Raw genomic sequence first — 16,192 nt, 5'->3', positions numbered from 1 at the left:
TAGAGGGCCGTTATTCCAAATGAAGTGATTATGCGTTCTGCATAATAATCAGGGTGGTACCGCGAACTCGTCCTCGTCCCTTTTTTGGGGCGGGGTTTTTTTATTTTGAAAGGAGAATGACAATGGAACAGCAACTGCAGCAATTGAAAGAAGAAGCGTTGACGAAAATCCAGGAAGCATCGTCCGTCAAGGAATTAAATGACGTCCGTGTCGCTTACCTCGGCAAGAAAGGTCCCATTACCGATTTGTTGAAAGGGATGGGGAAACTGCCAGCTGAAGAACGTCCTAAGATGGGGGCGCTCGTCAACGTCGTCCGTGAAGCGGTGACGGAATCACTGGAAGCGAAAATGACGAAACTGGAAGAAGAAGCGATCAATGCGCAATTGGAAAAAGAAGCGATCGACGTCACTTTGCCTGGCCGTCCGGCACCAACAGGCAATCATCATCCACTGACACGCGTAGTTGAAGAAATAGAAGACTTCTTCATCAGCATGGGCTATGAAATCGCAGAAGGCCCTGAAGTGGAAAAGGATTATTACAACTTTGAAGCGCTCAATTTGCCGAAAGGGCATCCGGCGCGTGATATGCAGGATTCCTTCTATATTTCCGAGGAAATTCTTCTTCGAACACATACATCGCCGGTACAAGCAAGAACGATGGAGGCGAAAGGCGGAAGTTCCATCAAAATCATCTGCCCGGGCAAAGTGTATCGCCGGGATAGCGACGATGCAACGCATTCCCACCAATTCACGCAAATCGAAGGACTCGTTGTAGGAGAAGATATTCGTATGAGCGACTTGAAAGGGACGCTCGACCTGTTCGCAAAGAAAATGTTCGGTGCAGATCGTGAAATCCGTTTGCGTCCAAGCTTCTTCCCTTTCACTGAACCATCCGTTGAAATGGACATTTCCTGCTTCAAATGCGGAGGGGACGGCTGTAATGTTTGTAAGAAGACGGGATGGATCGAAATTTTAGGTGCAGGAATGGTGCATCCGAATGTACTGAAAATGGCGGGCTACGACCCTGCAGTCGTAACAGGATTCGCATTCGGTATGGGACCTGAGCGGATTGCGATGCTGAAATATGGTGTGGAAGATATCCGTCATTTCTATACGAATGACGTACGTTTCATATCACAATTCCATCGGACGGAAGCTTAAGGAGGAGATAAAATGTTAGTATCAACGAAATGGCTAAATGAGTACGTCAATATAAACGGAATCAATCCTGCAGATTTAGCAGAAAGAATTACACGTTCCGGCATCGAGGTGGATTCCATCATCGATCGTTCACATGGGATGACCAATGTCGTTGTTGGACATGTGGTGGAGTGCGTGAAGCATCCCGAAGCGGATAAATTGAACATCTGCCAAGTGGATGTTGGTGAAGAGATTACACAAATCATTTGTGGAGCGCCGAATGTCGCGCAAGGACAAAAAGTGATTGTTGCGCGGCCCGGAGCGGTTCTTCCAGGAGATTTTAAGATTAAAAAAGCGAAACTGCGCGGTGAAGAATCGAATGGCATGATCTGTTCTTTGCAAGAACTTGGAATCGAAGGGAAACTTGTTCCAAAAGCTTACGCGGAAGGCATTTATGTGTTGCCTGAAGACGCGGTTCCGGGTGAAAATGCTCTTCCATTGCTTGGCTTGGACGATACAGTGCTCGAATTCGACTTGACTCCGAACCGCTCAGATGCGCTAAGCATGCTAGGTGTCGCTTATGAAGTCAGCGCGATTTTATCCCAAGGGATTGCACTTCCGAAAATCGATTATCCTACGGCAGCGGAAAAAGCGGAAGATTTACTGAAGCTCCGTGTAGATGCAACCGTCGACAATCCGATGTACGTAGCAAAAGTCGTGAAGAATATCAAAGTGGCGGAATCTCCATTATGGCTCCAAAATGCGTTGATGGCTTCAGGCATCCGTCCTCATAATAATGTTGTGGATATTACTAATTATGTCTTAATGGAGTATGGTCAGCCATTGCATGCATTCGATTACGACCGTCTTGAGACGGGTGAAATCGTTGTTCGTCATGCAGAAGCGGACGAAGTGATGACGACATTGGATGATGTTGAACGGAAATTGAACCCTCAAAACCTTGTCATTACGAATGGAAAAGAGCCTGTAGCTCTAGCAGGCGTCATGGGGGGAGCGAATTCGGAGGTTCATGACGGAACAACAACTGTTGTCATTGAATCCGCTTATTTCGCACCTTCATCAGTTCGACGCACTTCAAAAGAAGTCGGACTTCGAAGCGATGCTAGCACACGTTTCGAAAAAGGCGTTGATCCAAACCGGGTTGAGGAAGCGGCAGAACGTGCAGCGCAGCTAATGGCAGAGCTGGCAGGCGGGGAAGTCCTCGCAGGATCGGTCATCTTTGATGAACTTGATAAAACGGCAGAACGCATTACAGTTTCACCGGATTACATTAATAGCCGCCTCGGCATGAAGATATCGATGGATGAAATGCTGACCATTTTGGAACGTCTACGTATTCCTACGCAGGCAATCAATGGCCAGCTGGTTATCGATGCGCCGACACGCAGGCAGGATTTGAAGATCAGGGAAGATATTATCGAGGAAATTGCACGTATGCACGGATACGATGAAATTCCGAAAACACTCCCTGTATTCGAATCGACGCCGGGCGGATTGACGCCATACCAAGCGAAGCGTCGGATTGTCCGTCAGTTCCTTGAAGGGGCGGGACTTTATCAGGCAGTCACGTATTCATTGACATCGAAGGAGCAGGCGCAAGCGTTTGCTTTGGAGACGGCTCCAGTAACGGAATTGCTAATGCCGATGAGCGAAGACCGGAGCGTGCTTCGTCAAAGTCTGATTCCACATCTATTGGAGGCGGCAACGTATAACGTTGCACGTCGCATGGATTCAGTTGCACTTTACGAAACAGGCTCTGTCTTCCTCGGGGAAGAAGAGGATGGACTTCCTCGCGAAGTGGAGCATGTGTCAGCGGTAGTGACAGGCAAATGGGTGAACCATGATTGGCAAGCAGAGACGAAGAAAGTTGATTTTTATGTAGTCAAAGGGATTGTAGAAGGCATGATGGACCTTCTAGGCTTGTTGGATGGCCTGTCGTTTGAAAAGGAAGTAGTAGATGGCATGCATCCGGGACGGACGGCTGCAGTTCTATTGCACGGGGAACGAATTGGTCTAATTGGTCAAATCCATCCAACCGAGCAGAAGAAGCGTGATTTGAAAGAGACGTATGTAATGGAGTTAAATCTCGAAAGAATCCTATCTGCCGAAACGGATGAGCTTTTATATGTTCCGGTTCCACGTTACCCATCCATTTCACGGGATATTGCACTCGTTGTCGCGAGCGAAACTTCCGCAGGCATGCTGGAAGCAATCATCAGACAGGCGGGCGGAAAGCTGTTGAAAGATGTGAAGCTGTTCGATTTGTATGAAGGGGATAAAGTTGAGGAAGGCAAGAAATCACTTGCGTTCTCAATGACTTATTTTGACCCGGAACGAACATTGACGGACGAAGAAGTCGTCAAGGCACATGAAAAGGTATTGAAAGCATTAACAGAGGAAGCAGACGCTCAGCTTCGCGGATAAAACGAAAGACCGCTTATGGGGAATGTATCTCCATAAGCGGTCTTTTTTCTAATTAGTGAGGGTCAGAGTCCAAAGCACGCCGTTTCGCGATCAAAGATGCGAGTTTCGCGCTCAAAGAGAAGGCTTACGCGCTCAAAGATGCCTCTTCCGCGCCAAAAGTCAGCCGTCTCTATGCCCTAAACAATCATTTTTTCATCGCGGCAATCTTTTTCGCTTTTTGTGCATTGGCAAAATGCCATTTCGTCATCGATTTCAGAGCGGCTTCTCCATCTTTCAATAAAATCCTTGCCGCAGCTTCATCCACACCGCGTCCCGCACCTTTCGGGAGCATTACGCCGGCAATCGCACTCAACCGGTCCATCTCTTCCAGGAAAGCGACCCTTGCGATGATTGACGCAGCTGCGACAGCTACATGCAAACCTTCCGCCTTCGTCGAAAACAATACATTTTCACGAACGATTTCCGGTTCGTTTTTAATATGATTGTAGTAAATTCCACGTTCTGCGAACTGGTCGATTAAAATATAATCTGGCTTTTCATCATTCATTTTACGAAGAACATGTTTCAATGCCTGATTATGAAGCAACGCCTTAATCTTACCCTGCGACCATCCCTGCGCCTGCACTTCATTATACTTATCATTTGTCAAAGTCAAGACACTGTGTACTAGTGTCGCCTGTAAATCAGGAGCTATTTTTCGCATTAAATCATCGGTCAATTGCTTGGAGTCCCTTACGCCTAATTCACGTACCAGTTCGACTTGATTTGAACTAACGAAACATGCAGCGACCGTAACGGGACCGAAGAAATCGCCTGTACCAGTCTCATCAGAACCGAGAACGGATAGCTCGGAAAAACGCTCAGGCAATATCTCGCCTTTTACACTTGTTTTTTTAGAAGATGGCTTCCCATCAACGCTTCCCCAAAGAGCAGCTTCCCGAAGTGCTCCACCGCCTTGAAACAACACTTTCCCCGACTTATATGCCGTAATAGCAACGTCTGGCAACTTTGCCGCAAAAACAACGCCAGGTGCATTTCGTGTAACTTTAAGAGCAACGTAATGGGCTATTAATTTTTCGAACTTGGCTTTTTCCAATTGAAGAACACATTGGCTCATATATATCGTCCCTTCCAAAACCTTCTTTCCATATTGTACAATAATCCTGAAGGTAGATGTATGTTGTGCTTTTGTAAGTCCGCCTGAAACGGAATTCAACGGTGAAACCATTACCTTCTCTTTTCAACTAAAACAATTTCATGGTATGATTGGGTACAGAACTTTTTACATAGGAGGGTTCATCATTGGCAGACGAGCAAAAAACGCGCGTTGCGGTTGACATATATGGACAGACGTATACTATTGTCGGCAGTGAAACGAGCAATCATGTTAAGCTCGTCGCTTCGATGGTCGATGAAAGAATGAAGGAAATCAGTTCTCGAAATCCTTATTTGGACAGTTCCAAAATCGCGGTCCTCACTGCTGTAAATAGTGTACACGATTATTTGAAGCTGAAAGAACGAATTGAGCTCCTTGAAGAAGAATTGAATAAGTTGAAGGGTTGACGGTCGTATATGCTTGATTTACTACTATTATTCCTCTTTTTGGGAGGATTGATCACCGGTTTTAGGCGGGGGCTTATCGTACAGGTTATACATATGACAGGCTTCTTTATCGCCCTTATCATTGCTTACATATACTACAAACCATTGTCCGAGAAGTTCGTTTTATGGATTCCGTATCCCGGCGTGACTGCGGCATCCAAATTGAGTTGGACAGTTGAACAGCTTGATTTGGATCAGACATTTTACAGGGTCCTTGCATTTGTCATCATTTTTATCGTTGTCAAATTTGTATTGCAGTTGATTGCATCCATGTTTGATTTCCTGAAGTTCCTGCCGGTATTGGGCTTTTTATCACGTTTCGGAGGAGCAGTTCTAGGTTTCATCGAGTTTTATATTCTCATATTCCTATTACTCTATCTACTGGCAATGCTGCCGATGGATTCCATTCAAGGGATGATTGGAAAATCATTATTGGCGGACGCGATATTCGAGCATACGCCAATCATTTCGGAAACGGTGAAAAAATGGTGGTATATCTATATGAAGTGATGTATTGCAGCCTGTGCAAAAACGCAGGCTGCCCTATACAAACATTCTGAACGGCTTCCCCCTTGGTTGGAGGGAAGCCTTTTTTCTAGAAACGATTAAAATGGAGGAGTGGTTACTCATGAATAAAAAAACGATCATTCGCACATTTGAAAAAATCGCTTTATATATGGAGTTATTAGGGGAGAATCCATTTAAAGTGGGGGCATTCCGGAAAGCGGCGAATGTGCTCGAGCTCGATCCGCGGAGCCTTGCGGAAATGGATGATATTTTGAAATTAAAGGGGATTGGCAAAGGGACAGGCGCAGTCATCATCGATTTGATGGAAAAAGGCGAGTCGGACTTGTTGAAGGAGCTTGAAGAAGAAGTTCCAAAAGGGCTTATCCCTTTATTGAAAGTACCTGGACTAGGCGGAAAAAGAATTGCCAAACTTAGGGAAGCGATCGGTATCGATTCTATTGAGTCATTGCGTCTCGCTTGTGAAGCGAACAAAGTGAGCGGAATTCCAGGGTTCGGCAAAAAGACCGAGGAGAAGATCCTGCATGAACTTGAACAGCTAGGTACCAAAAAAGGGAAGCTGCCGGTCTGGCAAGCAGAATCGATTGTCAAAGCAATTGAGGATGAATTACGTGGAATAAAGGAAATTACCCGTTTTTCGGTAGCAGGAAGTTTCCGCCGTGCAGAAGAGGAAAGCAGCGATGTCGATTTCATCATCGTTACGGATGAACCTGCTGTTGTTCGGGAAAAGTTGATGGAAGTGATGCCGATCGAGGAAACAGTCGCGGCCGGCGATTCCAAGTTGTCGGTCGTTCTTGACATGGCTGAACTGGTCGATGCCGATTTCCGCTTTGTAACTGAGGAACAATTTGCGACTGCGTTGCACCATTTCACAGGTTCGAAAGACCATAATGTGAAGATGCGTCAACTTGCCAAGTCACAAGGAATGAAAATTAGCGAATACGGTGTTGAACTGGAAGATGGAACAGTAAAGACATTTGAATCGGAATCCGATTTCTTCGCATTCTTTGATCTCCCTTTCATTCCTCCATCTATAAGGAAGGATGGAAAGGAAATAGATCGAGCACATGAAATTGCGGGACTGGTGACACTTGAGGATATCCGTGGCGATTTCCATATGCATACGACTTGGTCTGACGGTGGATATTCAATTCGTGAGATGGTCGAAGCATGCAGGGATCGCGGATACTCTCATATGGTCATTACAGATCATACACAATATTTGAAGATAGCAAATGGATTGTCGCCTGAAAGGGTTCGAAGCCAAATTGAAGAGATCCGGAAATTGAATGTTGAATATGACGATATCGAGATATTCTGTGGGACAGAGATGGATATCCTTCCGGATGGAACTCTTGATTTTGATGATGATTTATTAAAGGAGCTGGATTTCGTCATTGCGTCCATCCATTCAAATTTCAATCAACCGCAGGAGCAGATCATGAACAGGCTGCATGCGGCAATGAAAAATCCGTATGTTACGATGATTGCTCATCCGACTGGCAGGATTATCGGCCAAAGGGAAGGCTATGACCCGGACGTATCCCAATTGATTGAATGGGCGAAGACATACGATAAAATCCTTGAACTGAACGGAAATCCGCATCGCTTCGACTTGGCTGTCGATTATTTGGCAATGGCGCAGGAGGCCGGCGTCAAAATCGCCGTCAATACGGATGCGCATACAATCGATCAATTGGATCATATGGATATTGGCGTGAAGTATGCGCAAAAAGCATGGTTGAATAAAGAGACGGTCGTGAACACGTGGCCGTTGGAACAATTCATCCGTGAAATCATACGGAAATGAAGGGAAGTGTAAGGCGTTGGAAAAACGAGTTTTAAAAACACTTGAGTTTGATAAGATCCGGGATATTGTAGCAACATATTGCACATCATCTGCGGGACGGACATATATGGAAAAATTGGTTCCTGTTTGCGACTTCCAGGAAGTGGTCCGTTTACTTGAAGAGACGGATGAGGGGCTCGCTATATTGAGGGTGCGTGGGAACGTGCCGATGGGCGGCATCAGCGACATTCGGCCGCATGCAAAACGAGCACAAATCGGCGGTGTCCTCAGTGCATATGAATTGATGGAAACTGCTAATACGATTCGAGCGAGCCGGATTTTGAGACAGTTCATCGAAGCGGTCGATGCAGACGAAGACATTGAAATCCCGCATTTTCTAGCCAAGAAAGAAGCTTTGCCAATTCTCACGGGACTTGAGCATGAAATCAATGCCGCCATTGACGACAATGGACATGTTGTCGACAGTGCATCAGGCACGCTTCGATCAATTCGTCAAAGCTTGCGAATCCAGGAGGGACGTGTACGGGAAAAGCTTGAGGGCTATACGAGGGGAAGGAACGCGTCGAAAATGCTTTCCGATGCCATCGTGACGATCAGAAACGACCGATACGTCATTCCTGTTAAGTCAGAATATAGATCCCACTTCGGAGGCGTTATCCACGACATGTCATCATCCGGGCAAACGTTGTTCATCGAGCCGGATGCTGTCGTTCAGGCAAATAACGAAATCCGAAACTTGAAAATGAAAGAAAAAGATGAAATCGAAAAGATCTTGCAGGAGCTATCTGTCAAAGTCCAAGAAGTGGCCCATGATCTTTTTGTCCTTGTCGATATTTTATCTGAAATTGATATCATCCTTGCCAAATCGAAGTTTGGGATTGCGCATAAATGTACAAAACCGGCAGTAAATAATGAAGGCTATATCCGGCTGGCAAAAGCACGCCATCCTTTATTGCCGATCGAACAGGCTGTTGCCAATACGATTGAATTTGGGAAAGAGATTACGACAATTGTCATTACAGGGCCGAATACAGGAGGGAAGACCGTCACATTGAAGACGGTCGGTTTGTGCACATTAATGGCTCAGGCTGGACTTCCGATCCCTGCATTGGACGGATCGGAAGTTGCCGTCTTTGACTCCGTATACGCGGATATTGGTGATGAACAGTCCATTGAGCAAAGCCTCAGCACGTTTTCATCCCATATGGTGAACATCGTCGATATCCTGAAGAAATTCGATTCCCGTTCGCTGCTCATTTTTGACGAACTTGGCTCAGGCACTGATCCGCAGGAAGGGGCTGCATTGGCCATTTCCATTTTGGATGAAGTGCATGGCACGGGGGCAAGAGTCATGGCGACGACCCACTATCCCGAGTTGAAGGCGTATGGTTATAATCGCCCGGGAGTGGCGAATGCCAGTGTGGAATTCGATATTGATACACTGAGCCCGACCTATCGTTTATTGATAGGAGTTCCTGGGAGAAGTAATGCATTCGAAATATCTAAGCGGCTCGGTCTAAATGAACATATCATCAAACGGGCAAAAAAATTCACGGGAACAGATCGCGGTGAAGTCGATTCGATGATCGCTTCACTAGAGTCGAGCAGGGTGCAATCGGAAAAAGATGCCGAGCAGACGCATGCACTGCTTATTGAAACGGAGAAACTGAAACGCGAATTAGAGACGAAGGTATCCGAATTCGATGAAATGAAAGAAAAACTAATCGAGAATGCAAAAGGGAAAGCGAAAAAAATCGTGGACGATGCACGAGTCGAAACGGAAGCAGTAATTTCCGATTTGCGTGCATTGCGCTTGAACGCAGGAGCCAACGTAAAAGAGCATGAATTGATTGAAGCGCGTAAACGGTTGGAAGGGGCAGCTCCCGAGGAAAAGAAGAAAAAAATCAAAGCTAAAGCTGCTCCAAGGCCACTTGAAGCCGGTGACGAAGTGAAGGTCATCACATACGGACAGAAGGGTACATTGGTCGAAAAGGTGTCAGCAAACGAATGGATCGTCCAAATCGGGATATTGAAAATGAAGCTGGACGAATCTGTTCTGGAATATACGAAACCGGAAAAAGTGAAAGACACTGTCGTCTCCGCCTCTGTCAGAGGAAGAGATTCTTATGTTAAACTGGAACTAGATCTTCGTGGAGAAAGATATGAAGATGCCTTGCATCGTACGGAGAAATATTTGGACGATGCATTGCTTTCCAATTATCATCAAGTATCAATCATCCACGGAAAAGGGACAGGAGCTTTGCGGCAAGGTGTTCAAACATATTTGAAAAACCATCCTCGTGTAAAAAGCTTCCGTTACGGAGAAGCGGGCGAAGGCGGCCATGGAGTGACTGTCGTCGAATTAAAGTGAAAAAGAGTGAAATGAAATGAAACTTTTCCTGCGCCTATACGTAAACGTTGGGATGAATGAATTTCAAAGGAGTCAAACTAAATGACGGAAATCGGGTTTTGGAGTCATCCTCTCGTAGAAACTACAGGCTACTTCAGCGTTGTAGTCCTTTGCCTCATCTTTTCGATGGTGCTATTTGAACTTGTGACAAAATATAATAACTGGGAAGAAATCCGTAAAGGGAATGTAGCGGTCGCCATGGCGACAGGGGGGAAGATATTTGGAGTGGCAAATATTTTCCGCTACTCAATCGAGCAGCATAATTCATTGCCTCAAATGATTGGATGGGGCCTGTTCGGTTTTTTCCTGCTTGTTGTAGCATACGTGCTGTTTGAATTCCTAACACCCAAGTTCCAGATCGATAAGGAAATCGAAGAGGATAACCGATCAGTCGGATTCATTTCACTGACGATATCGGTAGGCTTGTCGTTTGTAATTGGTGCCAGCATTTCATAGGAGACTTGATATGGAGAAATTGTCTAAGATATTAATCGTTGTCTGTATTCTATTCATTCTAGTAGGAATTTACTGGATGTTCACAAATACGCCTTGACTGAAATTTGCCGGTCAAGGCATTTTTTCATAGGAAAAGTAATATTCTATTTGAAAGCGGATTCATTTATCGATATAATATTTTAAGAGGGAATTTTCAAAGTATTGGAATGGGAAAAGGGGGGGTTACAATGATAGCAAGACCTTGGTTGGATATGTATCCACCAGAAATACCGAAGACGATTGACTATGATCGGATTCCGCTTCAGGAATTCCTGACGAGATCGGCAAACAAGTTTCCTGAAAAGACGGCCATGCATTTCATGGGCAAGGATATTAGCTATAAAGAGTTCCATGAGTCGGCGTTGAAATTTGCCAACTATTTACGTTCACTTGGCATTGAAAAAGGGGACCGCGTTGCGATCATGCTCCCGAATTGTCCACAAAGTGCAATCGCCTACTATGGCATCCTCTATATCGGGGGCATTGTCGTGCAGACGAACCCGCTTTATACAGAGAGGGAATTGGCTTATCAGATGGCGGATTCCGGGGCAAAGGTTATCATCTCGCTTGATATTCTTTTCGGACGGATTACGAAGATCGTGAAGGAAACGAAATTGGAGCATGTCATCATTACTGGTATTAAAGAGTACTTACCATTTCCGAAAAACCTTATCTATCCGTTCATCCAGAAAAAAGAGCATGGCATCATCGTGAAGGTGGAACACCGTGGCATGAACCATCTTTTCACGGAAATAATGAAAATAGCAAAACCTGATCCTGCTTCCTATGATTTTAATTTCGACGAAGATATTGCTTTGCTTCAATATACCGGTGGGACGACTGGGCCGCCGAAAGGGGTCATGCTGACGCATGCCAATCTGATTAGCAATGCACAGATGTGTAATGCGTGGTTGTATAAATGTGAGGACGGCGAAGAGACGGTCATGGGAATCCTGCCATTCTTCCATGTGTATGGCATGACGACGGTCCTTGTCTTATCTGTCATGTTAGGCAATAAAATGGTGCTGATCCCTAAATTCGACTTCGATACTGCATTAAAAGCGATTGATAAACAGAAACCAACGTTGTTCCCAGGCGCCCCGACAATCTATATCGGATTGCTGAATCATCCTGATCTCGCGAAGTATGACCTCTCATCCATCAAAGCGTGCATTAGTGGATCCGCAGCATTGCCTGTCGAACTTCAAGAAAAATTCGAAAAGGTGACTGGCGGGAAACTCGTAGAAGGATATGGATTAACCGAGACGTCGCCTGTTGCCATTGCAAATTTCGTATGGGAGAAAAGACGTGTGAAAGGGTCTATCGGAGTTCCTTGGCCTGATACGGACGCCTGCATTTTAGGACCAGAAACATCAGAGCCGTTGCCGAACGGGGAAGTCGGGGAAATTGCGGTACGAGGTCCTCAAGTAATGAAGGGCTACTGGAACCGACCTGAAGAAACGAACGAAACTTTCCGAGACGGGTGGCTATTGACCGGAGATTTAGGGTACATGGATGATGAAGGACATTTCTATGTTGTCGACAGGAAAAAAGATATGATCATTGCGAGCGGCTTCAATATCTATCCGCGTGAAATCGAAGAAGTCCTTTACGAACATGAGGCAATACAAGAATGTGTCGTCGCCGGCATACCGGATCCATACCGTGGAGAAACAGTAAAGGCTTATATTGTTCTGAAAGAAGGGCAATCGGTGACAGAGGAAGAATTGAATACGTATTGCCGTGAACATTTGGCGTCGTTCAAAGTGCCTCGACAATATGAGTTCAGGAAAGAGTTGCCGAAAACTGCAGTCGGAAAAATATTACGGCGCGCCCTCGTTGATGAGGAGAAAAAGAAGTTGGAACAGGAATTGCAAACTTCCTGACGAAAGACTTGACGATAATCAAATTAACGATTAATATGAAAATATGAATGAATCCTCATTCATATTTTCTTCTTTTTGGTGGTGAGAATGTGAAACGTGATAAACCGAAATATAAACAGATAGTGGATGCGGCCGTCATCGTCATTGCTGAAAATGGCTATCATCAGGCGCAAGTCTCGAAAATCGCCAAGGAAGCGGGCGTCGCTGACGGAACAATTTATCTTTATTTCAAAAATAAAGAGGATATCCTTATCTCCGTATTCCGGGAGAAGATGGGCGTTTTTGTCGAGAACGTACAGGAAATCCTGAAAAAAGAAATCTCTGCGACAGAAATGCTTGCAAAGATGATTGAAAACCATTTCAGTTTGCTTAATGGCGACCGCCACCTAGCCATTGTAACTCAATTGGAACTGCGGCAATCAAACAAAGAGCTTCGGTTCAGGATCAATGAAGTATTAAAAGAATACTTGTCTTTGCTCGATGCCATTTTGAAGGAAGGAATCGAGAAAGGTGAGTTTGACAAGCAGATCGATATTCGGTTGGCACGTCAAATGGTATTCGGTACGATTGACGAAACGATCACCTCATGGGTGATGAATGATCAAAAGTATGATTTGATGAAATTAGCACCAGAAGTCCATCGCTTACTTTTAAATGGAATGAAAGCGTAAACACAAACGATAATGAGCGATGATAAATAGGCATTTCGGAAAGGGTGGGGAATGTATGGAGTTCTTGAAACTTGCTATTGAAGATGGAGTTGCGGTTGCCACAATCAACAGACCGCCTGCCAACGCATTATCAAGCGGTCTTATCCGAGAGGTTGATCAACTGCTCGACAAAGTGGAGAATGATGATTCAGTAAGGGTTATCGTTCTGCATGGGGAAGGAAAATTCTTTTCGGCAGGCGCAGATATTAAGGAATTCACGACAGTAACGTCCGGCGAACAATTTTCGCAGCTTGCTTCAGCAGGCCAGGACGTGTTCGAACGGATGGAAAGCTTCAAAAAGCCGATCATTGCCGCGATTCACGGCGCTGCGCTTGGCGGCGGCCTGGAATTGGCGATGGGATGCCATATCCGGTTTGTCACGGAGAGGGCAAAACTTGGATTGCCGGAATTGCAGTTGGGATTGATTCCGGGCTTCGCAGGAACCCAGCGCTTACCGCGGTATGTCGGCATGGCAAAGGCCGCGGAAATGCTGTTGACGAGCGAGCCCATCACTGGGGAAGAGGCGGTCCAATGGGGTCTAGCCAATCGTGCATTCCCGGATGAGGAACTGCTTCCGAACACGATGGAAATTGCAAAAAAAATTGCGAAGAAAAGTCCGATTGCGATGAAGGCAGCTCTACGCATGCTTCAATATACGAAAACAGACTCGTTCTACGAAGGGGTGAAAGCTGAGGCTGATTCATTCGGAGAAGTTTTCGTCTCTGAGGATGCAAAAGAAGGCATTCAAGCATTCATTGAAAAAAGGGAACCACATTTCAAAGGGAATTAAAAAAGCCAGGGAGGTCTGCAATATGAACATTTATGCATTGGTGAAACGGACATTTGACACGGAGGAAAGAATCGCTGTATCAAACGGTAAAATCGTTGAGGACGGTGCGGAATTCATCATCAATCCTTACGACGAATATGCAATTGAAGAAGCGATCCAAGTACGCGACGAACATGGCGGTGAAGTGACGGTCATCACGATCGGCGACGAAGAAGCCGAAAAGCAGCTTCGTACGGCGTTGGCAATGGGTGCGGACAAAGCTGTCCTTATCAACACCGAAGATGATCTGGATGAGATGGACGAGTTCACGGCTGCTAAAATCATCGCAGAGTACTTGAAAGACAAAAATGCGGATCTGATCCTTGCGGGGAACGTCGCGATCGATGGCGGGTCCGGACAAGTCGGTCCACGTGTTGCGGAATTACTGGGAATCAATTATGTAACGACAATTACAAACCTTGAAATCGATGGCACATCTGTAAAAATCATCCGTGACGTCGAAGGGGATTCCGAAACGATTGAAACTTCCTTGCCATTACTAGTCACAGCACAACAAGGTTTGAACGAACCTCGCTATCCTTCTTTACCAGGAATCATGAAGGCGAAGAAAAAGCCGCTAGATGAACTGGAATTGGACGATCTGGACCTTGATGAGGACGACGTGGAAGCGAAGACGGAAACAGTCGAAATCTATCTTCCTCCTCAAAAAGCGGCGGGCCGCGTCCTTGAGGGCGACTTGTCCGACCAAGTGAAAGAGCTTGTGGATCTTCTGAATAAAGAAGCAAAAGTGCTTTGATTTGATTCATCCGAATCAAATCAAAGCGCCTCCGGCGGATGTCACGGATTTTTAAGGGTGGTTTTCGAGCACGCTCGAAAAAATCCGGACGCAATCACGCCAAGGCGTGATTGATTGTTGGATTGATTGTTGAATTCATATTGTATTGGGAGGGACTCTATATGTCTAAGAAAGTAGTAGTACTTGGTGAAGCTCGTGAAGGAGCATTGCGTAATGTGTCATTCGAAGCGATTGCAGCTGCCAAAACGGTGGCGGGCGGCGGGGAAATCGTCGGCTTGCTATTTGGTGACGCAGTTCAATCATTAGGGGAAGAAATGATCAAATACGGTGCGGATCGTGTTATCACTGTGGAGCATCCGCATTTGAAACATTATACATCAGACGGCTTCGGTCAGGCATTCACGGCGGTTTATGAGCAGGAAAAGCCAGACGCCATCGTATTCGGACATACGGCATTAGGGAAAGATCTATCTCCGAAGATTGCTAGTAAGCTAGCATCGGGTTTAATATCCGATGTAACTGCAATCGATGGGGAAGGCGATGACGCAGTTTTCATCCGTCCGATCTTTTCTGGTAAGGCATTTGAAAAGGTGAAGAACAAAGACGGTCTTCTTTTCATTACGGTCCGTCCAAACAACATTGAACCGCTTGCTAAAGATGAAAGCCGTTCGGGTGACGTCTCTTCTGTTTCTGTTGATATTACCAACCTACGCTCGGTCATTAGCGAAGTAGTCCGCAAGTCGACAGAAGGCGTCGATCTATCGGAAGCGAAAGTCGTCATAGCCGGCGGACGTGGTGTGAAAAGTGCAGAAGGCTTCGCACCACTTGAAGAATTGGCACAATTGCTCGGTGGAGCGGTCGGTGCATCCCGTGGAGCATGTGATGCGGATTACTGCGACTACTCCTTGCAAATTGGGCAGACAGGTAAAGTCGTAACGCCTGACCTGTACATCGCAGCAGGAATTTCAGGCGCTATCCAGCATATGGCTGGAATGTCCAACTCAAAAGTGATTGTAGCTATTAATAAAGACCCGGAAGCAAACATTTTTAAAGTAGCAGACTACGGCATCGTCGGAGACTTGTTCGAAGTCATCCCAATGATGATCGAAGAAATTAAGAAAATCAAAACGAACTAACTTTACGTGGCTCCTGCTAACACAGGAGTCTTTTATATGTGAAGCAGATGTTTAGCCCGTCACTATCCCCCGTGATATAATGCAGTCATAGTTGGATTTACTAAAGGAGGAAATAATTAAATGGCTATTGTTCATGCGACTGACCAAGACTTTAAAGACCAAACTAAAGACGGACTTGTACTTGTTGACTTCTGGGCAACATGGTGCGGACCTTGTAAAATGATTGCTCCAGTATTGGAAGAACTCGACGGTGATCTAAACGGTAAAGCGAAAATCGTTAAAGTAGACGTTGACGAAAACCAAGCAACTGCCGGCGAATACGGCATCATGTCAATCCCGACACTTGTCCTCTTTAAAGACGGGGAAATTGTCGACAAAGTTGTCGGTTTCCAACCGAAAGAACAACTTGCTGAACTGATTGAAAAACACGCGTAATGGATTACTTGAA

The 16,192-nt window shown here is 45.7% G+C and carries 14 protein-coding genes and 1 other annotated feature (1 of these 15 cut by a window edge); of the genes, 13 read left to right on the top strand and 1 reads right to left on the bottom strand.

What is annotated here, in order from left to right:
- Positions 1–84, top strand: a binding site (T-box leader); it begins 145 nt to the left of the window's first position.
- Between the two features lie 38 nt (positions 85–122).
- Both pheS and pheT read left to right on the top strand, forming a co-directional pair.
- Positions 123–1,160 (top strand): phenylalanine--tRNA ligase subunit alpha, encoded by a 1,038-nt coding sequence (pheS, locus tag OC538_RS04780; protein ID WP_251694221.1) that lies wholly within the window; start codon positions 123–125, stop codon positions 1,158–1,160.
- Positions 1,161–1,172: 12 nt separating this feature from the next.
- The gene (gene pheT / locus OC538_RS04775) at positions 1,173–3,584 is read left to right on the top strand and encodes a phenylalanine--tRNA ligase subunit beta (RefSeq protein ID WP_251694222.1); all 2,412 of its coding nucleotides are present in this window, start codon (positions 1,173–1,175) and stop codon (positions 3,582–3,584) included.
- 184 nt (positions 3,585–3,768) lie between these two features.
- On the opposite strand, the gene rnhC is transcribed toward pheT, so the two are convergent.
- On the bottom strand, positions 3,769–4,701 hold the full coding sequence (rnhC, locus tag OC538_RS04770; RefSeq protein WP_262175160.1) for a ribonuclease HIII: 933 nt from the start codon (positions 4,699–4,701) through the stop codon (positions 3,769–3,771).
- Positions 4,702–4,886: 185 nt separating this feature from the next.
- Here rnhC and zapA point away from each other — a divergent pair, with 185 nt between their 5' ends.
- From zapA to trxA, 11 genes are all read left to right on the top strand, one after another.
- On the top strand, positions 4,887–5,147 hold the full coding sequence (gene zapA, locus OC538_RS04765) for a cell division protein ZapA (protein WP_251694224.1): 261 nt from the start codon (positions 4,887–4,889) through the stop codon (positions 5,145–5,147).
- Between the two features lie 9 nt (positions 5,148–5,156).
- Positions 5,157–5,696 carry a CvpA family protein gene (locus OC538_RS04760; RefSeq protein WP_251694225.1) on the top strand — a complete coding sequence of 180 codons (540 nt, stop codon included), beginning with the start codon at positions 5,157–5,159 and terminating at the stop codon, positions 5,694–5,696.
- Between the two features lie 118 nt (positions 5,697–5,814).
- Entirely contained in the window at positions 5,815–7,521 is a 1,707-nt protein-coding gene (gene polX, locus OC538_RS04755) for a DNA polymerase/3'-5' exonuclease PolX (RefSeq protein WP_262173507.1), read from the top strand.
- Between the two features lie 16 nt (positions 7,522–7,537).
- The gene (locus OC538_RS04750; RefSeq protein ID WP_262173506.1) at positions 7,538–9,892 is read left to right on the top strand and encodes an endonuclease MutS2; all 2,355 of its coding nucleotides are present in this window, start codon (positions 7,538–7,540) and stop codon (positions 9,890–9,892) included.
- Positions 9,893–9,973: 81 nt separating this feature from the next.
- Positions 9,974–10,387 (top strand): DUF350 domain-containing protein, encoded by a 414-nt coding sequence (locus OC538_RS04745; protein WP_251694228.1) that lies wholly within the window; start codon positions 9,974–9,976, stop codon positions 10,385–10,387.
- Positions 10,388–10,614: 227 nt separating this feature from the next.
- Positions 10,615–12,312 carry a long-chain-fatty-acid--CoA ligase gene (locus OC538_RS04740; protein ID WP_285846932.1) on the top strand — a complete coding sequence of 566 codons (1,698 nt, stop codon included), beginning with the start codon at positions 10,615–10,617 and terminating at the stop codon, positions 12,310–12,312.
- 89 nt (positions 12,313–12,401) lie between these two features.
- Complete coding sequence (locus tag OC538_RS04735; protein WP_251694229.1) at positions 12,402–12,983, top strand: TetR/AcrR family transcriptional regulator; 582 nt, start codon at positions 12,402–12,404, stop codon at positions 12,981–12,983.
- A 55-nt stretch (positions 12,984–13,038) separates the two neighbouring features.
- The gene (locus tag OC538_RS04730; protein WP_251694230.1) at positions 13,039–13,812 is read left to right on the top strand and encodes an enoyl-CoA hydratase; all 774 of its coding nucleotides are present in this window, start codon (positions 13,039–13,041) and stop codon (positions 13,810–13,812) included.
- Between the two features lie 22 nt (positions 13,813–13,834).
- A complete protein-coding gene (locus OC538_RS04725) occupies positions 13,835–14,608 on the top strand; it encodes an electron transfer flavoprotein subunit beta/FixA family protein (protein WP_251694231.1) in 774 nt (257 codons plus the stop codon).
- 161 nt (positions 14,609–14,769) lie between these two features.
- Positions 14,770–15,744 (top strand): electron transfer flavoprotein subunit alpha/FixB family protein, encoded by a 975-nt coding sequence (locus OC538_RS04720; RefSeq protein ID WP_251694232.1) that lies wholly within the window; start codon positions 14,770–14,772, stop codon positions 15,742–15,744.
- A gap of 120 nt (positions 15,745–15,864) precedes the next feature.
- Positions 15,865–16,179, top strand: a complete 315-nt coding sequence (gene trxA, locus OC538_RS04715) for a thioredoxin (RefSeq protein WP_251694233.1) — start codon at positions 15,865–15,867, stop codon at positions 16,177–16,179.
- The last annotated feature ends 13 nt before the right edge of the window (positions 16,180–16,192 follow it).

This window comes from Saccharococcus sp. Marseille-Q5394 (genome assembly GCF_946901335.1).
GTDB classification, from domain to species: domain Bacteria; phylum Bacillota; class Bacilli; order Bacillales_A; family Planococcaceae; genus Sporosarcina; species Sporosarcina luteola_C.
The sequence above is the reverse complement of the archived record's forward strand: the minus strand, read 5'-3'. Positions and strand labels throughout refer to the sequence as shown.

Coding starts and splice junctions, on each gene's coding strand:
- pheS (WP_251694221.1), top strand. CDS start 123: ATGGAACAGCAACTGCAGCAATTGAAAGAAGAAGCGTTGACGAAAATC.
- pheT (WP_251694222.1), top strand. CDS start 1,173: ATGTTAGTATCAACGAAATGGCTAAATGAGTACGTCAATATAAACGGA.
- rnhC (WP_262175160.1), bottom strand. CDS start 4,701: ATGAGCCAATGTGTTCTTCAATTGGAAAAAGCCAAGTTCGAAAAATTA.
- OC538_RS04760 (WP_251694225.1), top strand. CDS start 5,157: ATGCTTGATTTACTACTATTATTCCTCTTTTTGGGAGGATTGATCACC.
- polX (WP_262173507.1), top strand. CDS start 5,815: ATGAATAAAAAAACGATCATTCGCACATTTGAAAAAATCGCTTTATAT.
- OC538_RS04745 (WP_251694228.1), top strand. CDS start 9,974: ATGACGGAAATCGGGTTTTGGAGTCATCCTCTCGTAGAAACTACAGGC.
- OC538_RS04740 (WP_285846932.1), top strand. CDS start 10,615: ATGATAGCAAGACCTTGGTTGGATATGTATCCACCAGAAATACCGAAG.
- OC538_RS04730 (WP_251694230.1), top strand. CDS start 13,039: ATGGAGTTCTTGAAACTTGCTATTGAAGATGGAGTTGCGGTTGCCACA.
- OC538_RS04725 (WP_251694231.1), top strand. CDS start 13,835: ATGAACATTTATGCATTGGTGAAACGGACATTTGACACGGAGGAAAGA.
- OC538_RS04720 (WP_251694232.1), top strand. CDS start 14,770: ATGTCTAAGAAAGTAGTAGTACTTGGTGAAGCTCGTGAAGGAGCATTG.
- trxA (WP_251694233.1), top strand. CDS start 15,865: ATGGCTATTGTTCATGCGACTGACCAAGACTTTAAAGACCAAACTAAA.